The 20427-nt window shown below is 63.2% G+C and carries 23 protein-coding genes; 13 read left to right on the top strand and 10 right to left on the bottom strand.

What is annotated here, in order from left to right:
* The first annotated feature begins 25 nt into the window (after nucleotides 1-25).
* The gene (locus WJT74_RS02570; protein WP_343346485.1) at nucleotides 26-1834 is read left to right on the top strand and encodes an SLC13 family permease; all 1809 of its coding nucleotides are present in this window, start codon (nucleotides 26-28) and stop codon (nucleotides 1832-1834) included.
* Nucleotides 1835-1841: 7 nt separating this feature from the next.
* On the opposite strand, the gene WJT74_RS02565 is transcribed toward WJT74_RS02570, so the two are convergent.
* Complete coding sequence (locus tag WJT74_RS02565) at nucleotides 1842-2543, bottom strand: NAD-dependent deacylase (RefSeq protein ID WP_343348261.1); 702 nt, start codon at nucleotides 2541-2543, stop codon at nucleotides 1842-1844.
* 91 nt (nucleotides 2544-2634) lie between these two features.
* Here WJT74_RS02565 and WJT74_RS02560 point away from each other — a divergent pair, with 91 nt between their 5' ends.
* The 4 genes from WJT74_RS02560 (at nucleotide 2635) to WJT74_RS02545 (ending at nucleotide 4932) form a co-directional block, all read left to right on the top strand.
* Entirely contained in the window at nucleotides 2635-3030 is a 396-nt protein-coding gene (locus tag WJT74_RS02560) for an acyl-CoA thioesterase (RefSeq protein WP_343346483.1), read from the top strand.
* A 37-nt stretch (nucleotides 3031-3067) separates the two neighbouring features.
* A complete protein-coding gene (gene dapB / locus WJT74_RS02555; protein WP_343346480.1) occupies nucleotides 3068-3757 on the top strand; it encodes a 4-hydroxy-tetrahydrodipicolinate reductase in 690 nt (229 codons plus the stop codon).
* Between the two features lie 17 nt (nucleotides 3758-3774).
* Nucleotides 3775-4422: an endonuclease III gene (nth, locus tag WJT74_RS02550; protein WP_343346477.1), complete on the top strand. Its 648-nt coding sequence runs from the start codon at nucleotides 3775-3777 to the stop codon at nucleotides 4420-4422.
* 141 nt (nucleotides 4423-4563) lie between these two features.
* Complete coding sequence (locus tag WJT74_RS02545) at nucleotides 4564-4932, top strand: hypothetical protein (RefSeq protein WP_343346475.1); 369 nt, start codon at nucleotides 4564-4566, stop codon at nucleotides 4930-4932.
* Here the strand turns inward: WJT74_RS02545 and alr are convergent.
* The 8 genes from alr to WJT74_RS02505 form a co-directional block, all read right to left on the bottom strand.
* Nucleotides 4929-5966 (bottom strand): alanine racemase, encoded by a 1038-nt coding sequence (gene alr / locus WJT74_RS02540; protein ID WP_343346473.1) that lies wholly within the window; start codon nucleotides 5964-5966, stop codon nucleotides 4929-4931. The genes WJT74_RS02545 and alr overlap by 4 nt on opposite strands.
* A gap of 4 nt (nucleotides 5967-5970) precedes the next feature.
* Complete coding sequence (locus WJT74_RS02535) at nucleotides 5971-7191, bottom strand: bifunctional alpha/beta hydrolase/OsmC family protein (RefSeq protein ID WP_343346471.1); 1221 nt, start codon at nucleotides 7189-7191, stop codon at nucleotides 5971-5973.
* 16 nt (nucleotides 7192-7207) lie between these two features.
* Nucleotides 7208-9031, bottom strand: a complete 1824-nt coding sequence (glmS, locus tag WJT74_RS02530) for a glutamine--fructose-6-phosphate transaminase (isomerizing) (protein ID WP_343346468.1) — start codon at nucleotides 9029-9031, stop codon at nucleotides 7208-7210.
* Complete coding sequence (locus WJT74_RS02525) at nucleotides 9031-9693, bottom strand: Type 1 glutamine amidotransferase-like domain-containing protein (protein WP_343346465.1); 663 nt, start codon at nucleotides 9691-9693, stop codon at nucleotides 9031-9033. Before WJT74_RS02525 ends, glmS begins: the two co-directional genes overlap by 1 nt.
* Nucleotides 9694-9699: 6 nt before the next feature.
* A complete protein-coding gene (gene glmU / locus WJT74_RS02520; RefSeq protein WP_432215229.1) occupies nucleotides 9700-11049 on the bottom strand; it encodes a bifunctional UDP-N-acetylglucosamine diphosphorylase/glucosamine-1-phosphate N-acetyltransferase GlmU in 1350 nt (449 codons plus the stop codon).
* A 43-nt stretch (nucleotides 11050-11092) separates the two neighbouring features.
* Nucleotides 11093-11650 carry a hypothetical protein gene (locus tag WJT74_RS02515; RefSeq protein ID WP_343346461.1) on the bottom strand — a complete coding sequence of 186 codons (558 nt, stop codon included), beginning with the start codon at nucleotides 11648-11650 and terminating at the stop codon, nucleotides 11093-11095.
* Between the two features lie 55 nt (nucleotides 11651-11705).
* Entirely contained in the window at nucleotides 11706-12266 is a 561-nt protein-coding gene (gene phaR, locus WJT74_RS02510; RefSeq protein WP_432215248.1) for a polyhydroxyalkanoate synthesis repressor PhaR, read from the bottom strand.
* Between the two features lie 253 nt (nucleotides 12267-12519).
* Nucleotides 12520-13074, bottom strand: a complete 555-nt coding sequence (locus WJT74_RS02505; protein ID WP_432215228.1) for a winged helix-turn-helix transcriptional regulator — start codon at nucleotides 13072-13074, stop codon at nucleotides 12520-12522.
* A 286-nt stretch (nucleotides 13075-13360) separates the two neighbouring features.
* Between WJT74_RS02505 and WJT74_RS02500 the strand changes: the two genes are divergently transcribed.
* The 7 genes from WJT74_RS02500 to WJT74_RS02470 are packed head-to-tail and all read left to right on the top strand — an operon-like array spanning nucleotide 13361 to nucleotide 17588.
* Entirely contained in the window at nucleotides 13361-14062 is a 702-nt protein-coding gene (locus tag WJT74_RS02500) for a glutathione S-transferase family protein (RefSeq protein WP_343346455.1), read from the top strand.
* Between the two features lie 18 nt (nucleotides 14063-14080).
* Nucleotides 14081-14437, top strand: a complete 357-nt coding sequence (locus WJT74_RS02495; protein ID WP_343346453.1) for a DUF1428 domain-containing protein — start codon at nucleotides 14081-14083, stop codon at nucleotides 14435-14437.
* Between the two features lies 1 nt (nucleotide 14438).
* Nucleotides 14439-14786: a hypothetical protein gene (locus tag WJT74_RS02490; RefSeq protein WP_343346451.1), complete on the top strand. Its 348-nt coding sequence runs from the start codon at nucleotides 14439-14441 to the stop codon at nucleotides 14784-14786.
* A complete protein-coding gene (locus WJT74_RS02485; RefSeq protein WP_343346449.1) occupies nucleotides 14783-15445 on the top strand; it encodes a glutathione S-transferase family protein in 663 nt (220 codons plus the stop codon). Before WJT74_RS02490 ends, WJT74_RS02485 begins: the two co-directional genes overlap by 4 nt.
* Nucleotides 15438-16241 carry a VOC family protein gene (locus WJT74_RS02480; protein WP_343346447.1) on the top strand — a complete coding sequence of 268 codons (804 nt, stop codon included), beginning with the start codon at nucleotides 15438-15440 and terminating at the stop codon, nucleotides 16239-16241. The genes WJT74_RS02485 and WJT74_RS02480 overlap by 8 nt, the downstream gene beginning before the upstream one ends.
* Before the next feature lies 1 nt (nucleotide 16242).
* Complete coding sequence (locus WJT74_RS02475) at nucleotides 16243-16935, top strand: dihydrofolate reductase family protein (protein WP_343346445.1); 693 nt, start codon at nucleotides 16243-16245, stop codon at nucleotides 16933-16935.
* Complete coding sequence (locus WJT74_RS02470; RefSeq protein ID WP_343346442.1) at nucleotides 16932-17588, top strand: glutathione S-transferase family protein; 657 nt, start codon at nucleotides 16932-16934, stop codon at nucleotides 17586-17588. The genes WJT74_RS02475 and WJT74_RS02470 overlap by 4 nt, the downstream gene beginning before the upstream one ends.
* Nucleotides 17589-17785: 197 nt before the next feature.
* Here the strand turns inward: WJT74_RS02470 and WJT74_RS02465 are convergent, their stop codons facing one another.
* Entirely contained in the window at nucleotides 17786-18577 is a 792-nt protein-coding gene (locus WJT74_RS02465) for an alpha/beta fold hydrolase (RefSeq protein ID WP_343346439.1), read from the bottom strand.
* 375 nt (nucleotides 18578-18952) lie between these two features.
* Between WJT74_RS02465 and WJT74_RS02460 the strand changes: the two genes are divergently transcribed.
* Complete coding sequence (locus tag WJT74_RS02460; protein WP_343346437.1) at nucleotides 18953-20425, top strand: ATPase domain-containing protein; 1473 nt, start codon at nucleotides 18953-18955, stop codon at nucleotides 20423-20425.
* Nucleotides 20426-20427 lie beyond the last annotated feature (2 nt).

Genomic DNA, 20427 nt, shown 5'->3' with positions numbered 1-20427 from the left:
GCGTACCCACTGAGGTCGAGCCTCGATGAACCGCGCTTCGTTCGTCTTTCTGGACACCTACAGCGCGCAAATCGGACTGCTCCTCCTCGTCCTCCTGTTCGTCGCATTCCTGCTCGAGCGGCGGCCTCCTGCAGTCGTCGCGTTGGTGGGAGCGGTCGCGCTCATGCTTCTGGGTTATCTGCCGGTCGATGATCTTCTGGGAGTTTTCTCCAACTCCGCCCCCATCACGATCGCCGCCATGTTCATCCTGTCGGGCGCGCTCCTTCGAACCGGCGCTCTCGAAGAGGTGACCGGTTACGTCATTCGTCGGACGGCGAAGCGACCGCGCCTTGCAACGGCCGAAGTCGGCGGCGGGACGCTGTTCGCGTCGGCCTTCATGAATAACACCCCGGTGGTTATCGTCATGATCCCGCTTGTGAAACGGCTCGCCAAGGCGATCGGGGTCAATGCCACGCAACTCCTCATCCCCCTTTCTTACATTTCGATCCTCGGGGGGACCATCACGCTGATCGGGACCTCGACGAACCTGCTTGTCGACGGCGTCGCGCAAGCGGAGGGCCAACCGGCGTTCGGAATTTTTGAGATCAGTCTGGTGGGCATCGCGTCGGCGGCGAGCGGCCTTCTCTTTCTGTTTCTGTTTGGGAAATCGCTGCTCCCCGACCGTCCCGAGCAAGGGTTCGGCGAAGATGCGGAGAATATGAGATACCTCTCCCAGCTGCAGTTGGGCGCCGACAGCCGCTATCTCGGACTGACCTTCGATCAGACACCGCTCGCAAAGCGACAGGGTGTGCGGCTCGTCGGCATCCGTCGCGGGGGAGAGATCGTGCGCAGCGGGGCCACCGAAATGACATTACGCGCAAGCGACACGCTCGTCATCGCGGCCTCGCCCGTCGAACTCGCCTCCCTCGGCGAGGGGCGTGAATGGGCAGTCGGATTGACGGGTCTGGGAGAGGGCATCCGAATGCACGGCCCCGAGCGATCGTCGGATCTCAAACTTGTGGAAGCGATGATCACGACCTCGCATCCGATCGTCGGTCGCCATCTGGAAGAAATTCCATTGCTCTCGCGTCTGCATGTCCGCGTCCTCGGCCTTGCACGACCGCGACATCTGGCGGGTCCCGATCTCGGCAGCGTGCGCGTTCGCGCGGGCGATCGTCTGCTCCTTGCGGCAGGTCTCGATGCACAGCGTGCGCTCGAGGCGAATATCGGGCTAGCCGACGTCGGCGAGGCGCAGGTTCGCCCCTTTCGCCGACGCAAGGCCCCGCTGGCCGTCGCCGCGCTCGCAGGCGTAGTGTTGCTGGCAGCCGTCTTCGGTCTTCCCATCGAGGGGCTCGCCGTCGCGGGCGTCGGGTTCGTGCTGCTGACGCGATGCATCGAACCCGAGGACGCCTGGGCCGCACTCGACGGAAATACGCTGGTGCTCATCTTTGGCATGCTCGCGTTCGGGACCGGACTTCAGAACGCCGGAACCGTTGAACTGATCGTCGACACCATCGCCCCCACGCTCGCGCTCGCCTCGCCGTTGCTCCTGCTGGTCGGGATCTACACCATCACCAGCGTGCTGACCGAAACGGTCACGAACAATGCCGTGGCTGTGGTCATGACGCCGCTGGTCATCGCACTGGCGACCCAGCTCGGCACCGATCCGCGATCGCTGATCGTCGCGGTGATGTTCGGGGCGAGCGCCAGCTTCGCAACGCCGATCGGATACCAGACCAATACCTTGGTCTACGGTGCGGGCAATTATAGTTTCGCCGACTTCCTTCGCGTCGGCCTGCCGATGAATATCGTCGTCGGCATCGGTTCGTGCCTCGGGATCACGATCTTTCTCTGAGGCGATCTCAGGTATCGTCCGCGAGAAGTTCATCGACGAACGTCGGCACCAGTTCGCTCGCCGGCCCCATTCGGCTTTCGTCGAAGAAGATGCTTCCTTGGCTCGGGTCGAGGTTGAGTTCGACGCAATGCGCACCCCGATATTTCGCGCTCTGCACGAACCCTGCCGCCGGATAGACTGCGCCTGACGTACCGATCGACACGAACAGGTCGCACCGCACCAAGGCCTCCTCGATCCGCTCCATCGAATAGGGCATCTCGCCGAACCAAACGATATCGGGTCGTAGGCTCGCCGATCCGCAGCCGCACCTCGGTGCCTCGCTCAAGCGCGCAGGGCTTCGCGAGCGTTCGCCGCACGCCGTGCACAGCGCGCTCTGCAGTTCGCCGTGCATGTGGACGAGCCGCTCGGCTCCGGCGCGTTCGTGTAGATCATCGACATTCTGCGTCACGATCAACAGGTCGCCCTCCCATTCGCGATCGAGCCGGGCGAGGGCTTCGTGCGCGGCATTGGGCTCGACATCCGACAGCGCGGCTCTTCGAGCATCGTAGAATCGCTGCACAAGCTCGGGATCGCGCTGGAACGCTTCGGGCGTCGCCACATCATCGACCCGGTGACCTTCCCAAAGACCCTCGGGACCCCGGAAGGTCGCCAGCCCGCTCTCCGCCGATATCCCGGCGCCGGTCAGAATGACGATATTGCGAACCTGCATCGCCAGCAAAAATGGGGAGCGCGCAATCAATCCGCAACCATTGTCCGGCAATAGGCATTGACAAAGATGTCAATAAAGGCAGGATTGTGGCATGGTCGATCGCGCGTATCAGCACCCCATCGGTATCGAACCTTCCGATATCGATCACATGGGGCACGTCAACAATTCGGTGTATCTCAAGTGGGTGCAGGACGCGGTCGTGGACTATTGGTCCAAGGTCGCGCCGCCCGATGCGGTCGCTCGTCATCTGTGGGTCGCGCTGAAGCATGAGATCAACTATCGCGCTCCAACCTTCATCGACGACAACGTCGTTGCCAGCGTCGTGGCGGACCGGGTTCGCGGAGCGCGCGCCTTCTTTACCACCGTCATCAAACGCGGCGAGGAAGTCGTCGCGGAAGTGAAGAGTGTCTGGTGCTGTCTCGACGCCGACAGCCAGCGCCCGGCCCGCCTCAAAGCCGACATCGTCGATCGCTTCGTCGGCGACTAGCTTGCGCCCCGGCGTTCGCGCCGCCACAACACGGGCCATGAAGATCAAGCTATTTGCCGCCGACGGCCGCATGGGCCGCGCCATTTCCGCAGCCGCCGATGATATGCCGGACATCGAGGTCGACAATCACGACCCCGACGTCCTCATCGATTTCTCCGCCCCCGCCGCCCTCAAAGCCTCGATCGAACAGGCGAAGGCGAGCGGCGTGGCGCTGCTCGTCGGCACTACCGGACTGGACGACCATCACGACAAGATGCTGGAGGATGCGTCGCAGCAGATCGCCATCCTCAAGGCCCCCAACACCTCGGTCGGGGTCGCGCTATTGGCCGATCTCGTCGAACGCGCCGCCCGGATCCTGCCGTCTTACGAATGGGATGTGGAGATCAGCGAAACCCACCACCGGCACAAGGCCGACGCCCCCTCCGGAACCGCGCTCCATCTCGGCAGCGCGGCGGCGAAGGGGCGCGGCGGCGAGACGGGCGAGGAACGCGGACGCGACGGCACCGGCCTTCACCGTGAACAGGGCGCGATCGGCTATGCCGCGCTCCGCGGCGGCAGCGTCGCGGGCGATCACGACGTGCTCTTTCTGGGCCCGCAGGAGCGCCTCATTCTCTCGCACCGCGCCGAGGACCGCGCCATCTTCGCACGCGGCGCGCTGATCGCAGCGCAATTCCTCGTCGACAGGGAACCCGGTCTCTACTCGATGCGAGACGTGATCGGGCAATAGCCCGAGCGGCAGACGGCATGAAGAAGGACGATATCTTCGCCTTCTACTCGCGGCTCGCCGAGGACAATCCCGAGCCCGAGGCCGAACTTGCCTATTCCAACCCTTATCAGCTCGTCGTTGCGGTCGCTCTATCTGCCCAGTCGACCGATGTCGGCGTCAACAAGGCGACCAAATCTTTGTTCGAGCGTGTCCAGACACCGCAGCAGATGCTGGACCTGGGCGAGGATGAATTGAAGGCCCACATCAAGACACTCGGCCTGTTCAATCAGAAGGCGAAGAACGTCATCCGCGCTGCCCGCATCCTGGTCGAGGAACATGGCGGCGAGGTGCCCGCGGACCGGGCGGCGTTGGAGAGCCTCCCCGGCGTGGGGCGCAAGACCGCCAATGTCGTTCTCAACGAGGCTTTCGGACAGGAAACGTTCGCCGTCGACACGCACATCTTTCGCGTCGGCAATCGCACCGGCCTCGCGCCCGGAAAGACCCCGCTCAGCGTCGAGAAGAAACTCGACAAGCAAACCCCCGCCCCGTTTCGGCTGAGGGCGCATCATTGGCTAATCCTGCATGGCCGCTACACCTGCAAGGCGCGGACACCCGAATGCTGGCGATGCGTGGTCGCGGACCTCTGCCGCTATCGCAAGAAAACCCCCGATCCGGCGGCTAGGTGAAACCCGTTTGTCACAAAGACAGGCGCAGAAAAACGCAAAATCGAACGAGGAGTCGCCAGCTTTGTGACAGATTGATGAACTCAAGTTGACACATTGGTGTCATAATCCTATCGTCGCCTTCGATCCACAAGGAGGTTGACCATGAAGATCCTGTTCGCTGCCGCGGCCATTGCTGCGCTCTCGATTTCTCCAGCGGCTGCTCAGGAACGTGGCTACGAGCCGAGCGAGACGGCCTTCGCCGAAATGATGGCCGGCGACTATGACGCCGCCGAACGCAAACTGCTCGAAACCGCACGCACGGACGTGGGCGCACGCATCAATCTCGCGCAGATCTTCGTGAAAAAGGGGAAGACGCGCGAAGCGTTGGTCCTGCTCCGCTCGGTCAAGGAGAATGACGACATCGTGCTCGAAGGCGTTGATGGTGACATTCTGTCGAGCCACAAAGTCGCCGACATCCTGCTGCTTCGCATGGGTGCGCGCGACGCAATGGCCAGCGCCGAGACCCGCTAGTCGACCCATTTCCTTTCGAAGCGCTGACCCATCCCGGTCAGCGCTTCATACTGGCTGATCCCCGCTGCCGCCGCGAGCGTCTGCGGATCGGACGCAAGATCGAGCCAGTCCCCCTCCTTCACTTGCGGTGCCTCGCGGAGGTCGACCGCTACCAAGTCCATCGACACCCGCCCGACGAGCGGCAACGCGATCCCGTCGAACGACGCCACGCCTTTGCCTGTCATGTTGCGCGGATAGCCGTCGGCATAGCCGATGTTCAGAATCGCGACCGGCATGTCGGCGGGCGCGGTATAGGTCGCGTTGTAGCCGATCGTATCCCCCGCAGCGATTGTGCGGCGCTGCACTACCTGTGCCTGCAGCCTTGCGACCGGTGCGACCATCGCCGCCATGTCCGGTCGTGGCACGCCGCCGTAGAGCGCAAGACCCGGGCGGACGAGATCGAACGCATAGTCGCGGCCGAGCGCGATCCCGGCTGAGTTGGCGAGGCTGTAGCGGTTTGCGGCGACCTTGGCCTTTGCGGTCTGAAACCGCTCCCGCTGAAGCGGGGTCAGCGGGTTATCGGGCTCGTCGGCACAGGCGAGGTGGCTGTGCAAGATATCTATTCTCAACCCGTCGAGAGCCCCCAATTCGTCCATCGCGAGCCCCAACCGGTTCATCCCGGTATCGACCATCACGTCGCAAGCGCCGTCGATCCCGGATCCGCGCCATCGTCGGACCTGTTCGACGCTGTTCAGGACCGGGCGGGCAACGCTTCGCCTCGCATCGTCGATATCGTAGGGGCCGAGGCCGTGAAAGATCGCGAGCCGCGCGCCCTCGGGCAGATCGCCGAGAGCCTCCGCTTCGCCCCATGTCGCAACGAAGAACTCCCGTGCGCCCTCGTCGTAAAGCCGTTCCATCACCTCGCGCGCGCCAAGCCCGTAGCCGTCAGCCTTGATCGCCGCGCCCGTCTCTACCTTCGCCGCATCGTTGAGCGCTCTCCAGTTGGCGCGCAGCGCGCGTCCCGACAGCAGCAGACGATGGGGGCGATGCGCCATCGCGTCAGGATGTCTTATGGATATGAAGATCGCCCGTCAGCGTCCGGTGGACGGGGCACTTGGAGGCGATGGCGACGATCCTCTCGCGCTGTTCATCGGTCAATTGGGCGCCGTGAACCTCGATATGCATATCGATCGCCTCGACCTTCTTGTCATCGCCTTCGACGTCGCTTTTCGTATCGGCGTGGTGGTCGCGACTATGCTCCAGTGTGACTGCCACGCCGTCGAGCGGAAACTCCTTATGCCGCGCATACATCTGCATCGTCATCGCGGTGCATGTGCCGAGTGCGCCCAGCAACAGGTCGTACGGCGTGGGTCCGTCGTCGAACCCGCCGTAGCTCTTGGGCTCGTCGGCGATGAAACGATGCTCGCGGAACGACACGAACTGCGCGAACTTGCCGCCTGCCGTCTCGACCCGCACCGTTCCGTCCAGCGGCAGCGGGGCAACGCCTTCCTCCAGCCTGGGTGCATATTTAAGCGCCCAAGCCGTGATGATCGTCGCCGCATATTCGGCCTGAACCGGGTCCCGTAACAGATGGTCCGCTCCGTCCAGCGCGACGAAGCTCTTGGGATGGGCGGCGGCGCGGAAGATTTTACCCGCATGATCGACGTCCACCACCTCATCGGTCGGGGAATGCATGATGAGGATAGGCTTCGAGAGCTTCTCGAGCCGGTCTTTCTGGAGCTGCCCTGCCGTATTTTCGATGAATTCCTTCGTCACCTGAAAGTCGCGGCCGGCGATCCTCACGACCGCCTCGCCTTCGACCTCGATCTCCTCGCGCGCGCCGCCCAGATGATTGAGCACATGGTCGGTATCCGACGGAGCGCCTAGCGTCGCGATCGCGGTCACGCTGTCGATTTCGGGTGCAGCCGCGATGACTGCTGCCCCGCCGAGGCTGTGCCCGATCAACAGCGAGGGCTCGCTACCCTTCCTTCGCATCGCGTCGGCCGCCGCCTGAAGATCCTCGACCTGGCTCGCGAAGCTGGAAAAGTCGCCTTCGGATTCTCCCAGGCCCGCAAAATCGAAGCGGAGCACCGCAAACCCCTCCTCCGCCAGCTTGCGCGTGATGGTCGTCGCGGCCTTGCTGTCCTTTCCGCAGGTAAAACAATGCGCAAAGATCGCGCAAGCGCGGGGCTTGCCGTACCGCGGCGTTTCCAGTTTCCCGACGAGCATATGACCGCCCGCGCCGGTGAAGCTGAAATCCTCGGTGACATGCATGGCCATTCTCCGTTGGGCGAGACTATTCGACCGTCACGCTCTTGGCGAGATTGCGCGGCTGATCGACGTCGGTGCCTTTCTCGACCGCTACGTGATAGGCGAGCAGCTGGACCGGAATGGCGTAGACGAGCGGCTGGATCAGCGGGTGGACGGCGGGCATCTCGATGGTCGCCATGCACCCCTCACCCGCCTTCTCGATCCCTTCGGCGTCGGACACCAGAATGATCTTTCCACCGCGCGCGCGCACCTCTTCCATGTTGGAGACGGTCTTCTCGAAATAGGGCCCCGACGGCGCCAGCACGATCACCGGCACCTTGTCGTCGATCAGCGCGATCGGCCCATGTTTCATCTCGCCAGCGGCGTAGCCCTCCGCGTGGATGTAGCTGATTTCCTTGAGCTTCAGCGCACCCTCCAGCGCCAGCGGATAATCCGGCCCACGACCAAGGTAGAGCACGTCGCGCGCAGGACTGACGAGGTGCGCCATCGAGGCGATGTCCTCGTCATGGTCGAGCGCGCGCTGCATCGCTTCGGGTGCCTCCTGCAGATGTTCGACGATCGCGGCTTCCTCGTCCGCGTCTATCATCCCCTTCGCCCGCGCCAACCGCGTTGCGAAGGCTGCCAGCACCGCAAGTTGACAGGTAAACGCCTTCGTCGACGCCACGCCGATCTCGGGACCCGCGTGGGTGGGAAGGAGGAGATCCGCTTCGCGCGCCATCGTGCTGGTCGGCACGTTGATGACCGCAGCAATCACCTGTCCGCTTTCCTTGGCGTGGCGCAGCGCCGCCAGCGTGTCGGCGGTCTCGCCCGACTGCGAAATGAACAGCGACAGTTCGCCCTTTACGAGGATGGGGTCGCGATAGCGAAACTCGCTCGCCACGTCGATGTCGACGGGTACACGTGCGAAGCGCTCGATCCAGTATTTCGCGACCATCCCGGCATAGAAGCTCGTCCCGCAGGCGACGATCGTCACCCGGTTGATCGACGCCAGCTCCAGACTGTTGTCGGGCAGGCTGACCTCGCCGTCGTACGGGCGGACGTAGCTCTGGAGGGTCTGCGCAACCACGATCGGCTGCTCGAACATCTCCTTTTGCATGAAGTGGCGATAGTTGCCCTTCTCGACGGCGCTCGCATTGGCGCCCGATGTCACGATCTCGCGTTGCACCGCTTCGTTGTCGGCGTCGTAAATCTGCACGGTCTCGCGCGTCACGACCGCCCAATCACCTTCTTCGAGATAGGCGATGCGCTGCGTCCACGGCGCGAGCGCGATGGCGTCGGAGCCGAGATAATTCTCGCCCTCGCCATAGCCGATGGTCAGCGGACTGCCCCGCCGCGCGCCGATGACCAGATCCTCATGTTCGCGGAACAGGAAGGCCATCGCGAACGCCCCCTGCAGTCGCGACAGAACGGCGCCGACCGCGTCCCTCGGGCTCGCCCCGCCCCGCAGCTCGCGGGCGACCAGATGCGCCACGACCTCGCTGTCGGTATCCGACTGCATCTCTACCCCTTCGGCCGCCAGTTCGGCGCGAAGGGGTTTGAAATTCTCGATGATCCCGTTGTGGATGATGGCCACCGGCCCCGCGATGTGCGGATGGGCGTTCTTCTCGACCGGTGCGCCGTGGGTGGCCCAACGTGTGTGGGCGATGCCGATCTGACCGGGAAGCGGCTGTTCGTCGAGCAGACTGCGCAGATTGTCGAGCTTACCCTCCGCCCGGCGGCGCTGGAAATTCTCGTCCTGCAGCGTGCAGATCCCCGCACTATCGTAACCGCGATACTCCAGCCGTTTGAGCCCATCGAACAGGCGTTCGGCGACCGGCTCCTTGCCGACAATGGCGACGATCCCACACATTAGGCAGCCCTCTCAGTCGATATGTGCCGAACGTTCTCGTTCGCAATCAGCAGCGCTTCGCCGTCTCGCAGGCAGGTTACGACCGCGCCCTCCCGCTTTAATTGCTTGAACGCTCGGCCGATGTCGTCACTTTCGGGATGAGCCGAATCGAAATGGGGCAGGATCGTTCCCTCGATGAACCCCAGACCGCTTTCGGGTGCCGGAAACGTCGGATAACCTTGCGGCACGATATCGGGGTCGTCCACCTGATAGAGACCCCGCAACGATGTCCCCGCAACGCACGCTCCGGCGCTCCAGCCAGCATATACGATTCGCTCGTCGCGAACGGCATCGATCAAATAGCGGTCCATCCCTGAATGGACGAGGGCCCGCTGAAGCACGAAGCAGTTCCCTCCCGTCAGCCAGACAATATCGAATTCATCTGCGAAATTCCCAAACGACCTCGTCTCGAACGATTCGCGCAGATCGATGATCTTCGGAAGCAGCCCTGCACCGGCGAACAGCGGCTCGATTCCAATCACGTCGTTCACGATGCGTTTGCGCTCGGCGGACGGGAAATGATCGAGTGCGTTGACGATGATCGCGGTTCGGTTGCCCCCCGCAATCTCTCGTAAAGCGCCGATACCGGGTCCCAGCCCGTGCGATGAAAGATAGGCCTTCATAACCTGTTAGCCTCGCTTCGCCTTTGCCTGCGCCCGCTCTCGAAAGCGTTTCGCCGCACCATCGATCTGCTTCTGCTCACCACGCGCCACCACGATGGCGTCGGGAGCCACGTCGCTCGTCACGACGCTGCCCGCTCCGACGATCGCCCCGTCGCCGATCGTCACCGGTGCCACCAGCGCGCTGTTCGATCCGATGAAGGCGCCCTCGCCAATCTGCGTGCATGCCTTGTTGAAACCGTCGTAATTGCAGGTGATCGTCCCCGCACCGACATTCGCGTTCGGTCCGATGGTGGCGTCGCCCAGATAGGTCAGGTGGTTGGCCTTGGCGCCTTCGCCAAGGACGCTCTTCTTCATCTCGACGAAATTGCCGACCTTGGATCGAGCCTGCATTTCCGCTCCCGGGCGAAGCCGTGCATAGGGTCCCACCTCGCACCCCTCGCCGACGGTCGCGCCCTCGAGATGTGAAAAGGCACGGATCCGCGCGCCACCGGCTACCGTGACCCCGGGTCCGAACACGACATGGGGCTCCACCTCCACGTCAGCGTCGATTTCGGTGTCCCAGCTGAAGAACACGCTGTCGGGCTGACGAAGCGTCACGCCCGCGTCCATCATCTCGCTACGCTTGAAATCCTGCCATTGCGCTTCGGCCTGGCTCAGTTCGGCGCGGCTGTTGATCCCCATGACTTCGGTCTCGTCGGCCTTCACCACCACGGGGCGCCGCCCTTCGCGCTTGGCGATATTGACGATATCGGGAAGGTAATATTCGCCCGCGGCATTGTCGTTGGTCACTTGGTCGAGCCAGCCGAACAGTTGCGACCCTTCGACCGCCATCATGCCCGAATTGCACAGGCGGCAGCGCCGCTCGTCCTCGCTCGCGTCCTTGTGCTCGACCATCCGGTCGATCGTGTCGTTTCCGAGCGTCAGGATCCGACCGTACGCCTTGGTGTCGTCCGGCTCGAAGCCCAGCACCACGATCCCGGGACGGTCGTCGCGGTCAAGGCGCTCGATCATCGCATTCAAGGTGTCGGCGCGCACCATCGGCACGTCGCCGAACAACAGCACGACCGGCCCGTCATGGTCGGCAAGCTTTTCCCGGCATTGCTGCACCGCGTGCCCGGTGCCGAGCTGTTCGCTTTGCTCGGCGAATGTCACGTCACGATGCTGTAGCGCCGCTTCCAACTGCTCTTTCCACTGGCCGACAACCACGACCGTTCGGCTCGCGCCCAACCGCTCGGTACTGTCGAGCAGATGATCGATCATGGCCCGACCGGCGATCGGATGGAGCACCTTGTGGGTGCGCGATTTCATACGGGTCCCCTTGCCCGCGGCAAGGATCACGATGGCGGGATTCTTCATGGACACGGGCGATGGCACGGGGACAAGCGGGTGTGAAGCGCGATCAGGCGGCCCCGCCCTTCCTCGACGCCGCTTTCTTCGCGGCGGGCTTCTTCTTCGCTGCAGGCTTCTTCTTCGCCGCCGGCTTCTTTTTCTCGACCGCGGACATTTTCGAGGCCGCCGGCTTCGGCTCCGCGGCCGTCTTGGCGGTTGCGGCCTTTTTCGCCGGAGCCTTCTTCGCGGCAGGCGTCGTCGCCGCCGCTTTCTTGGTTTTTGCAGCCTTGGTTCCCGAGGCTTTCTTTGGCGACGGCTTGGCCTTGGGAGCCGGAGCGGGGGCCGCGACTTCGGTGTCGTCCCAGTCGCCCGCCATCATCCGTTGCGCCGCGTCGGCGAGCGCCTCGACGATCATTCCGCCCATGCGGGTCGTCGTGGTCATGGCGTCGGTCGCGGCCTTGTTGGCCTTGTCCGCCGCATCCAGCGTCGCTTCCTGAATCTTGCGCCGCGCCTTGGGACTGGCGGCGATCGCGGCGGCGGCGGCAGCCAGCCCGGCAGCGATGACCTCGGGGCTCATCGCAATCTTTCCGAAGTCCTTGGCGGTCTTCTTGTCGTTCTTGTCGGCCACTGTTCGTCCTCCTCGACGGTCCCTTCCTCAAGACGGTTTGGCAGCCGAAACGTTCCTACAGCTTGTCGACCTTGTCCTTCAACGCCGCCAGTTCGGCACGCAGTGCCTCGATCTCGGCATCTTTCCTCGCCTCGGGCTTCGTACCGCCCGCCGACCCCTTCGCCATGGTTCCCATCTTACCCGGCGTAAAGGCCGAAGCCGCCTGTTGGAACATCTCCATGTTGCGCTTCGCCATGTCGGTCAGCATCGACCCGTCGAACGCGCCGCCCATCGCCGCGGACTGCTTCTTGAAGGCTTCCATCGCCGCCTCGAGATAGCTCGGCACCGCGGCCTGCATCCCGCCGCCATAGAGACTGATCAGTTCGCGTAGGAACGGCACCGGCAGCATCCCGCCACCGTCGGCCTCTTCCTCGACGATGATCTGGGTAAGCACCTGATGCGTGATGTCCTCGCCCGATTTCGCGTCGACCACTTCCACCTCGCGCCCCTCGCGGATCAGCAGCGAGAGATCGTCGAGCGTGATGTAGCTCGACCGGTCGGTATCGTAGAGCCGACGATTGGCATATTTCTTGATGACGACTTTGGTCACGCGGGTGGGGCTCCTCTTGCTGCGCAGCATCGCCCTACACCGCTCCTTGTGCAGCCGCAACAAATGGCAGTGGCCACCGTATGATATCACAAGGACGGAAAACTGGCGCGCATGAGGTGAATATGGTGAGCACTCGAATGATTGGACAATTTCGATAGGGAGGCCAGTTTGATGTCAACTTGGCGTCCGCAACCGCCATTCCTAAACCTGAGCGCGGTGCCTCAGACCGGGCATTAGATGAACAAAGAAATGAATCAGTTCTTCGAATTTCTCGTTAAATCTAGCCGATCCGTTCCGGCAGATTGAACAACGTCGGGAAGTGGCGGGCAACCTCGCGGTCGCCTGTCACCTCCACGCCGACGTCCGCTGCCGGCATTCCTAGATAGACCATGGCGGCGAGCGGTGGGGCCTCGGGGGCGCTGAACACCGCGTCAACATCGTGCGGCTCCTCGCGCTTCACGGTGAACGCCCCACCCGCGACAGTGCCAGTGAAGACGGCATCGGCCAGACGGAAGCCGATGCGCGTGTGCCAGTCGCCTGCCGTGGCGGCATCGAACATGGTCCGCAACGACAGCATGAAGCTGACGGGTGACAGCGGCAGCGTGGGGTCGTGCCCGTGCGACATCGCGGCCCAGCGCCCTAGCTCCTGTATCAGCGGTTCGGCGCGATAACCCCACGCCGTCAGTTCGTAGACCTGCACGGCGGAGGGTGGCGGCAGCGTCCGCTTCACCAGCACGCCCGTGCTTTCAAGCTTTTCCAGCCTCTCGGTCAGCACCTTGGCCGAAATCCCGGGCAGATTGGCGCGCAGCGTGGAAAAGCGCAGCGGCCCGAACATTAGTTCCCGCACGATCAGGAGCGACCACCGCTCCCCAAGGAGCTCCAATCCGAACGCGGTTCCGCAGGCATCATTGTACCACTTACCATGCACAGCCCGACCCGCTTCGGTTACCTTTTGTAACTTCATAGTTGCTTTTAGTAACCCAATCGCTCACGTAAAGCAAGTTCCGAGTCGCGGCACGCAGAAAGGAGCCCGCCATGACAAAGATGATCTTCGCGATCCTACCCGTCGCCGAGCGCACGGAAAAACAGGGCGTTGGAGCCTTCGCGACGGAGCAGGTTTGATGGCCGAGCACGGCGCCCTGCAAGTCATCGGCTTCAAACGGGTGCCGGCCTTCGCGCAAGGCCAGGTTCGCGACCACCGCGTCCGCTGGGCGCTGCGCGAGGTCGGCTGGGAATACGCGGTAAAACTGATCGACGGCGCGCATTTGGCGATCCCCGCTTATCGCGCGGAGCATCCCTTCGGTCAGGCGCCCCTGCTGCGCGAAGAAAGACGCGTCACGCTTTTCGAGAGCGGCGGAATCGTCCTCGATATCGCCGAGCGGACGGGGCGAATGCTTCCAACCGACCGGGACCAGCAAGCCTTGGCGAAATGCTGGACCTACGCGGCGCTCAACTCCGTCGAGCCCTTCCTGCTGGAGCTTTTCTTCGCGGACAAGATGATCGAGGACAAGGATATTGCGCGCGGATACCGGCCCCATGCCGAAAAGTTCGCGCGCGACCGGCTCGAGAAGGTGTCCGTCGCGCTGGGGGATCGCGAATGGCTGGTCGGCGACGATTTCAGCATCGCGGATCTGATCGCCTCATCGGTATCCAAGGTTTCCGGGAACACCGGCTACGTCGATGGCTTCCCCAATCTCGCCGCCTGGCGCGAGCGGTGCTTCGCTCGGCCCGCCTTCCGCGACGCGCTTGCCGAACAGCTGACGGAATACGAGCGGCACGGACCCGAAGACATGGGCTTCGATAAGGACCCCACCGAAACCTGAAAAACCAGGAGAGAACAAATGAACTACGTGAACGGATTCGTCCTCGCCGTGCCGGAAGGCAACAAGGACGCCTATATCGAAACGGCGGAGAAGTTTTGGAACATCGCCAGAGAATTGGGGGCGCTGAGTCAGGTCGAATGCTGGGAAGCCGATGTCAAGGACGGACACACCACCGATTTTCGCCGCGCGACCAAGGCCGAGGATGGCGAGAAGATCGTCTTTAGCTGGGTCACCTGGCCCGACGAGGCCACCGCCAAGGCGGCGGAAACCAAGATGATGGAAGATCCGCGCATGGAAGAATTCGGCGAGATGCCGTTCGACGGCAAGCGCATGATCTACGGCGGCTTCCAAACCATCGTCGACAAGCGGGCCTAACATGAACGTCGCCAACGTCTTCGTCTCGTTGGGTGCGACGGACCACGCCGCCGGCTGCGACTGGTGGAGCACGGTGCTGGGGCGTGGGCCCGACCGTCGGCCGGTGCCGGGCTGCTGCGAATGGGACTTGGCCGGCAGCGTGCTGTTCCAGGTGCTCGACAACCCGGAGCAGGGCGCAGTCGATATCGTTTCGCTGAGGATCGAGGACCTGGACGGTGCAATAGCCCGCCCGCGCAGCGAAGGACTCGCCGTCGGCGATCCCGAAAAGGTGCCCGGCTTCGACACCCTGCGCATCGCCACCCTCGCCAATCCCGACGACAACACGCTCAACCTGCTGGGCGGCGAATGATGATGCCCGCCGACCCCGTCACCATCTGGACCTACGACTGGGTGCCCGACATGCCGCGCGGATTCGTGCGCGACATCCGCCTGCGCTGGGCGTGCGAGGAGGCGGGCATTCCCTACCGCATCGCAAGCGTGCCCTTCGATGGGCGCGAGACCAACCACCTCGACCGCCAGCCCTTCGGTCAGGTGCCGATGCTGGACGACGGCTCCATCCGCCTTTTCGAGAGCGGGGCGGGCCTGATCCATCTCGGCGGCAAGAGCGAGGTGCTGATGCCGCCGGGCGAGAAGGCCCGGGCCGAGGTGATTCAGTGGGTCTTCGCGGCGCTCAACACCCTCGAGATGGTCACGATGCCCTGGGTCGTGCTGCAATGGTCGAAGGAAGATGTGCCCGCGATCACCGACTGGCTCGAGAACCGGCTCGCACAGATGGAAACGGTGCTGGCCGCGCGCGAATGGCTGGTGGGCGACGGTTTCACCCTGGCCGATCTCGTCATGGCCGATGTCCTGCGCGTCGATCTGGTCCGCAAGCACGGCGATCGCCCGGCGAGCGAGGCCTACGTCGTGCGCCTGACCGCACGGCCGGCCTTCCGGAAGGCGCACGCCGACCAGCTCGCCCATTTCGAAAAGTCCGATAGGGTTCGAAAGGAGAACGACAATGACTGATCCCGATACCGGCGCCTTCATCTGGTACGAGCTGATGACGCCTGACCCCGATGCCGCCAAGATTTTCTATGACGCGGTGATCGGCTGGGACATCGCCGCGCGCGATGCGAGCCAAGGCGAGATGGACTACCGCATGATCCGGCGCTCCGACGGCGGCATGGCGGGCGGCGTCCTCGCCCTCTCGCAGGACATGCTGGACGGCGGCGCCCGGCCCGCGTGGTACGGCTACGTCCACGTCGCCGACGTCGATGCGGCGAAGCAGGCATTCGAGGCGGCGGGCGGCACGGTCCATTTCGACCAGACGATGGAGGGCGTCGGCCGCATGGCGCTCGTCACCGACGGACAGGGCGCGCCGCTCTACGTGATGACCCCCACTCCGCCCGAGGGCGATCCCGACGCGCGCAGCGACGTGTTCGACTACGAGAAGGCGCAGCACGTGCGCTGGAACGAGCTGTCCACGACCGATCAGGACGGAGCGATCGCCTTCTACACCGACCTGTTCGGCTGGCGACAGGAGGGCGCGATGCCGATACCGGGCATGAGCGATTACAAGTTCCTCCATCGCGGCGAGGGGATGATCGGCGCGGTGATGGAAAAGCCGCCCGCCATGCCCCAATCGAATTGGGTCTATTCCATTGGTGTCGACGCCATCGATCGCGCCGTTGCCGCCGTAAAGGACGGCGGCGGCACGCTGCTCGAAGGGCCGCACCATATCCCCGGCGGCGAGTTCAGCGCCGTCTGTACCGATCCGCACGGCGTCGCCTTCGGCCTCGTCGGCCCGCGCGTAGAGAACTAAAATGGACACGCCGAATCCCGCGCGAAAAATCACCGGGGCCGCCTTCTTGTCGCTCGACGGCGTGATGCAGGCCCCCGGCGGCCCGACCGAGGACCCGACCGGCGGTTTCGACGAAGGCGGCTGGGTCTTCAGGCTGTGGGACGAACAGGTCGGCGAAACGCTCGGCGAACTGTTTTCGGGCAAGTACGACCTGCTTCTGGGCCGGCGTACCTACGACATCTTCGCCGCTTACTGGCCCTATGCCGAGGAGCCGGAGAACCGCCCGATGCGCGACGCTTTCGACGCGGCGAATAAATACGTGCTCACCCGCGGCGACCAGCCGCTCGAATGGCAGAACAGCCATCGGATGACGGGGGTCGAGGATGTCGCGCGGATCAAGGCCGAGCCGGGCGCCGACATCATCATCCAGGGATCGAGCACGATCTACCCGGCCCTCCTTGAGGCGGGCCTGATCGACGAACTCATCACGATGACCTACCCGGTGATTTTGGGCCACGGTAAACGCCTGTTCGGCGACGGTAGCCCGATCACGAAGCTGGAGATGACCGGCCACCGCGTGACCGATCAAGGCGTCGTCGTCGCGCACTGGAAACCGGGCGGAGACCTGCCGCCCTACCCCGAGGAAGCGCCGATCGCTGCGACCAGTGACCGCGAGGTTGCGCGGCGCAGGCGCATCGAGGATGGTAGCTGGTGAGCGGCCTCGTCCTCTACGGCCACCCGTTTTCCAGCTACACCTGGAAGGCGCTGATGCCGCTCTACGCCAACGGCACCGATTTCGACTTCCGCAACGTCGATCCCTCGGTCCAGGGCAACTGGGATTTCGTGCGCGCCCACCATCCGGCGGGCAAGTTCCCACTGCTAGTCGACGGCGATACGACGATCTTCGAATCGACCGCCATCGTGGAATGGCTCGCAGTCCGCCATCCAGGTCCCGCGCCACTCCTTCCTGCCGAGCCGGGCGAAGCCGCGATCGCGCGGATGTTGGACCGGTTCTTCGACCGGTACGTCATGGACGTGGCGCAACTGTCGGTGAACGCGCATATCGCCGATGCCGAAAACCCGGACCCTGCCGCGCTCGAAGCCGCCCGGACCGGATTGCTGCATTCCTACCGATGGCTGGAAGTCTGGCTGGGTGAGAACAGTCTGCCGCCGCACATCAGCCTCGTCAGCTGCGCGGCGATGCCCAGCCTGTTTTATGCCGACTGGGTCGAGCGCATCCCCGAGGATTGCGCGAAGGTCCGCGCTCTGCGCGCCGAACTGCTTGTCCTGCCGGCCGCCGTGCGCTGTATCGAGGATGCGCGGCCGTACCGCTCCTACTTCCCTCTCGGTGCACCCGACCGCGATTGACCGGAAAGTCCAGCCGATGGCCGACTACACCTTCCTCTTCAATCGGAGAATCGGGCGTAGACGTTTATAGTGCCGCTAGAAGCGAACGCCAGCTTTCGCCGACGCAAAATTCAGAACCGGACGGCCCGCTTTCGGCCCAAGAAATTCGTTTAGAAACACGTCTTTGTAATCCGGCTATGGACCAACGCGTTGTCCTTTCAGGCGGGTGTTTCCGTGCCGGTAGAGTCCAAGATTAGTCGGATCGTTTCCTCTGGCTGATCCCACATCGGGAAGTGCCCGCTTCGATCAAACCAGTGCAACCTTGCTTCCGGAAAGGCTGCCATCGCACGGCTTGCCTGTCTTGGCAGACAGAGCCGATCCTTGCGGCCCCAGCCAATGATGACCGGGGCGGATGTGCCCGATGGGCCTTTCTGCGCTGGGCCGGTAGCAAGATCCTTCACCAATGAGTCGAACGTGGATGTATCGGCAAACGCGCGTAATTCCGCCAACACCAGAGCAGGATCGAGCGCCCATGGCCTTGCGGAAAGCTGGAGCATAAGGGCGGTCCGGCTGGCAACATTGCCGGTGATGGTTGGAAGTGCCGGTCGAATGGCTCTCACTAGTTTGATCGAGGCCATGATAGTGGTTCTGAAGAAGGTCCGTTCCCAGCCACGCCAGAAGCCGCCTGGATCAAGGGCGACGACAGCGCCGGCGCGCTCGCGCCGCGCCATTTCCAGCACGAGGCGAGCTCCCATCGAACTGCCGACCATATCGATTCCGACAAGGTTCTCGGCGTCAAGCCAGTCATCCAAGCTGCGCGCCAGCCCGTCAAACGTGCCGCTGTCGGCCTCTGCGACGGTTTGTCCGTGGCCAGGTAGGTTCAGGGAAATCACCTCCCTGGTCTGGGCAAGCGCTGGCGCGATCGTTTCCCACGAGCGATGGTTTCCGCCCAAACCGTGGACGAGCAGGAGGGGTTTGCCGCGCCCTGAGCGCGTATGGAACATGGTCATGCAAAACGAACGCCCCGCGAAGCTTGTAGTGTCCCGCGGCCCATGCTTTTGCCGTCTGACACCTCCTTCGACAAAAAGCCGCCAGTCCGCTACCGGCCCAAAAGCCGCCGACCCTTTTAGGATAAAATAGCCCACGACATTGCTATTTCTCGGCACGTCGTCCCTCAGACAGCCGGACTTTCCCATACCCATTGCGAGGCCGCACCAATCCAGCTAAGAAAATTCCGTAACGCTCGATTGGCGTATCGAAAATTCGGTCGCGAATGCACTCGATACGCTCCGGAATAAAAAGCCAAGAAACTCGTTGTCGTCTCGGCACATCAGGCCGGTCCCACTGCGCGTCCAATTGGTTCTGCTGCGAGAAGGCGACCCGTCATGATCGAGAATGCTCTTACGGGTGTTGAGGGACTGGATGACGTCACCGCCGGAGGTCTCCAACGGGGGCGGATCTATCTTCTTGAGGGAAGCCCGGGCGCCGGCAAGACCACGATCGCGACGCAGTTCCTGCTCGAAGGGGCGAAAAATGGCGAGCGGGGCCTCTACATTACGCTTTCCGAAACCGAGGAAGAGCTTCGCAGCGGCGCGCGGTCGCACGGCTGGGAAATCGATGATTCCGTCGAAATCTACGAACTCGTCCCGCCCGAAACGCTGCTGGACGAGAACGAACAGCAAAGTCTTCTCTATTCCTCCGACCTGGAACTGGGTGAAACGACGAAGCGGATATTCGAGGCGTTCGAGCGGGTCAAACCCGACCTCGTCGTGCTCGACAGCCTGTCGGAAATTCGGCTGCTGGCACAAAGTTCGCTGCGTTATCGGCGGCAGATCCTTTCGCTGAAACATTATTTCGCGAAGCACCGCACGACCGTATTGCTTCTGGACGATCTGACGACCGATGTTCTCGACAAGACCGTCCATTCGGTCGCTCATGCCGTGATGCGGCTCGAAGAGTCGGCTCCCACCTACGGCCCCGAACGCCGCCGGATGCGGGTGATCAAGTATCGCGGAAGGCGGTTCCGTGGCGGTTTCCACGACATGATTATCGATACTGGCGGCGTGAAGATCTTCCCGCGCCTCGTGTCGTCCGAACATCGTCGGCAGTTCGAGAGAAGCACGGTCAAGACGGGCAACGAGCAACTCGACAACATCCTGGGTGGTGGTCTCGACAGGGGATCGAGCGCGCTGATCCTCGGACCTGCCGGGACCGGAAAATCACTTCTCACGCTAAGCTTCGTCCAGAGCGTCGTCGATCGTGGCGAGCGGGCCGCGATGTTCGTGTTCGACGAGGAGTTGGGCTTGCTCAAGCAGCGGGCCAAAGGACTGGGCATCGACCTTCAGGCCATGGTCGACAACGGAAAGTTGTCGTTGGAGCAGGTGGACGCAGCGGAACTGACTCCGGGACAATTCTCGCAACGCGTGAGAGAGCAGGTCGAGAACAACGATGCCACGACAGTGGTGATCGACAGCCTCAACGGTTATCAGGCCGCGATGCCCGAGGAGCAGGCGCTCATCCTGCACATGCACGAGCTTCTGCAGTTCCTGAACCGACGCGGAGCTTCGACCTTTCTCACGGTCGCGCAACATGGACTGGTGGGCGACATGCGCACGCCGGTCGATGTGACCTATCTGGCGGACACCGTCATTCTGCTTCGCTATTTCGAAGCGGCGGGTCGAGTGCGGCGCGCTTTGTCGGTCGTGAAAAAGCGCACCGGGGCGCACGAGGATACGATCCGCGAATTCAGTATCTCGGAGTCCGGTATCAATCTCGGACCGCCGTTGACCGGCTTCCAGGGGGTTCTTCGCGGCGTCCCGACCTTCGTCGGTGATGACGCGCCGCTTCTCGATCGTTAACG

Source organism: Sphingomicrobium sp. XHP0239 (assembly GCF_039555325.1).
Classification (GTDB): domain Bacteria; phylum Pseudomonadota; class Alphaproteobacteria; order Sphingomonadales; family Sphingomonadaceae; genus Sphingomicrobium; species Sphingomicrobium maritimum.
The sequence above is the reverse complement of the archived record's forward strand: the minus strand, read 5'-3'. Positions and strand labels throughout refer to the sequence as shown.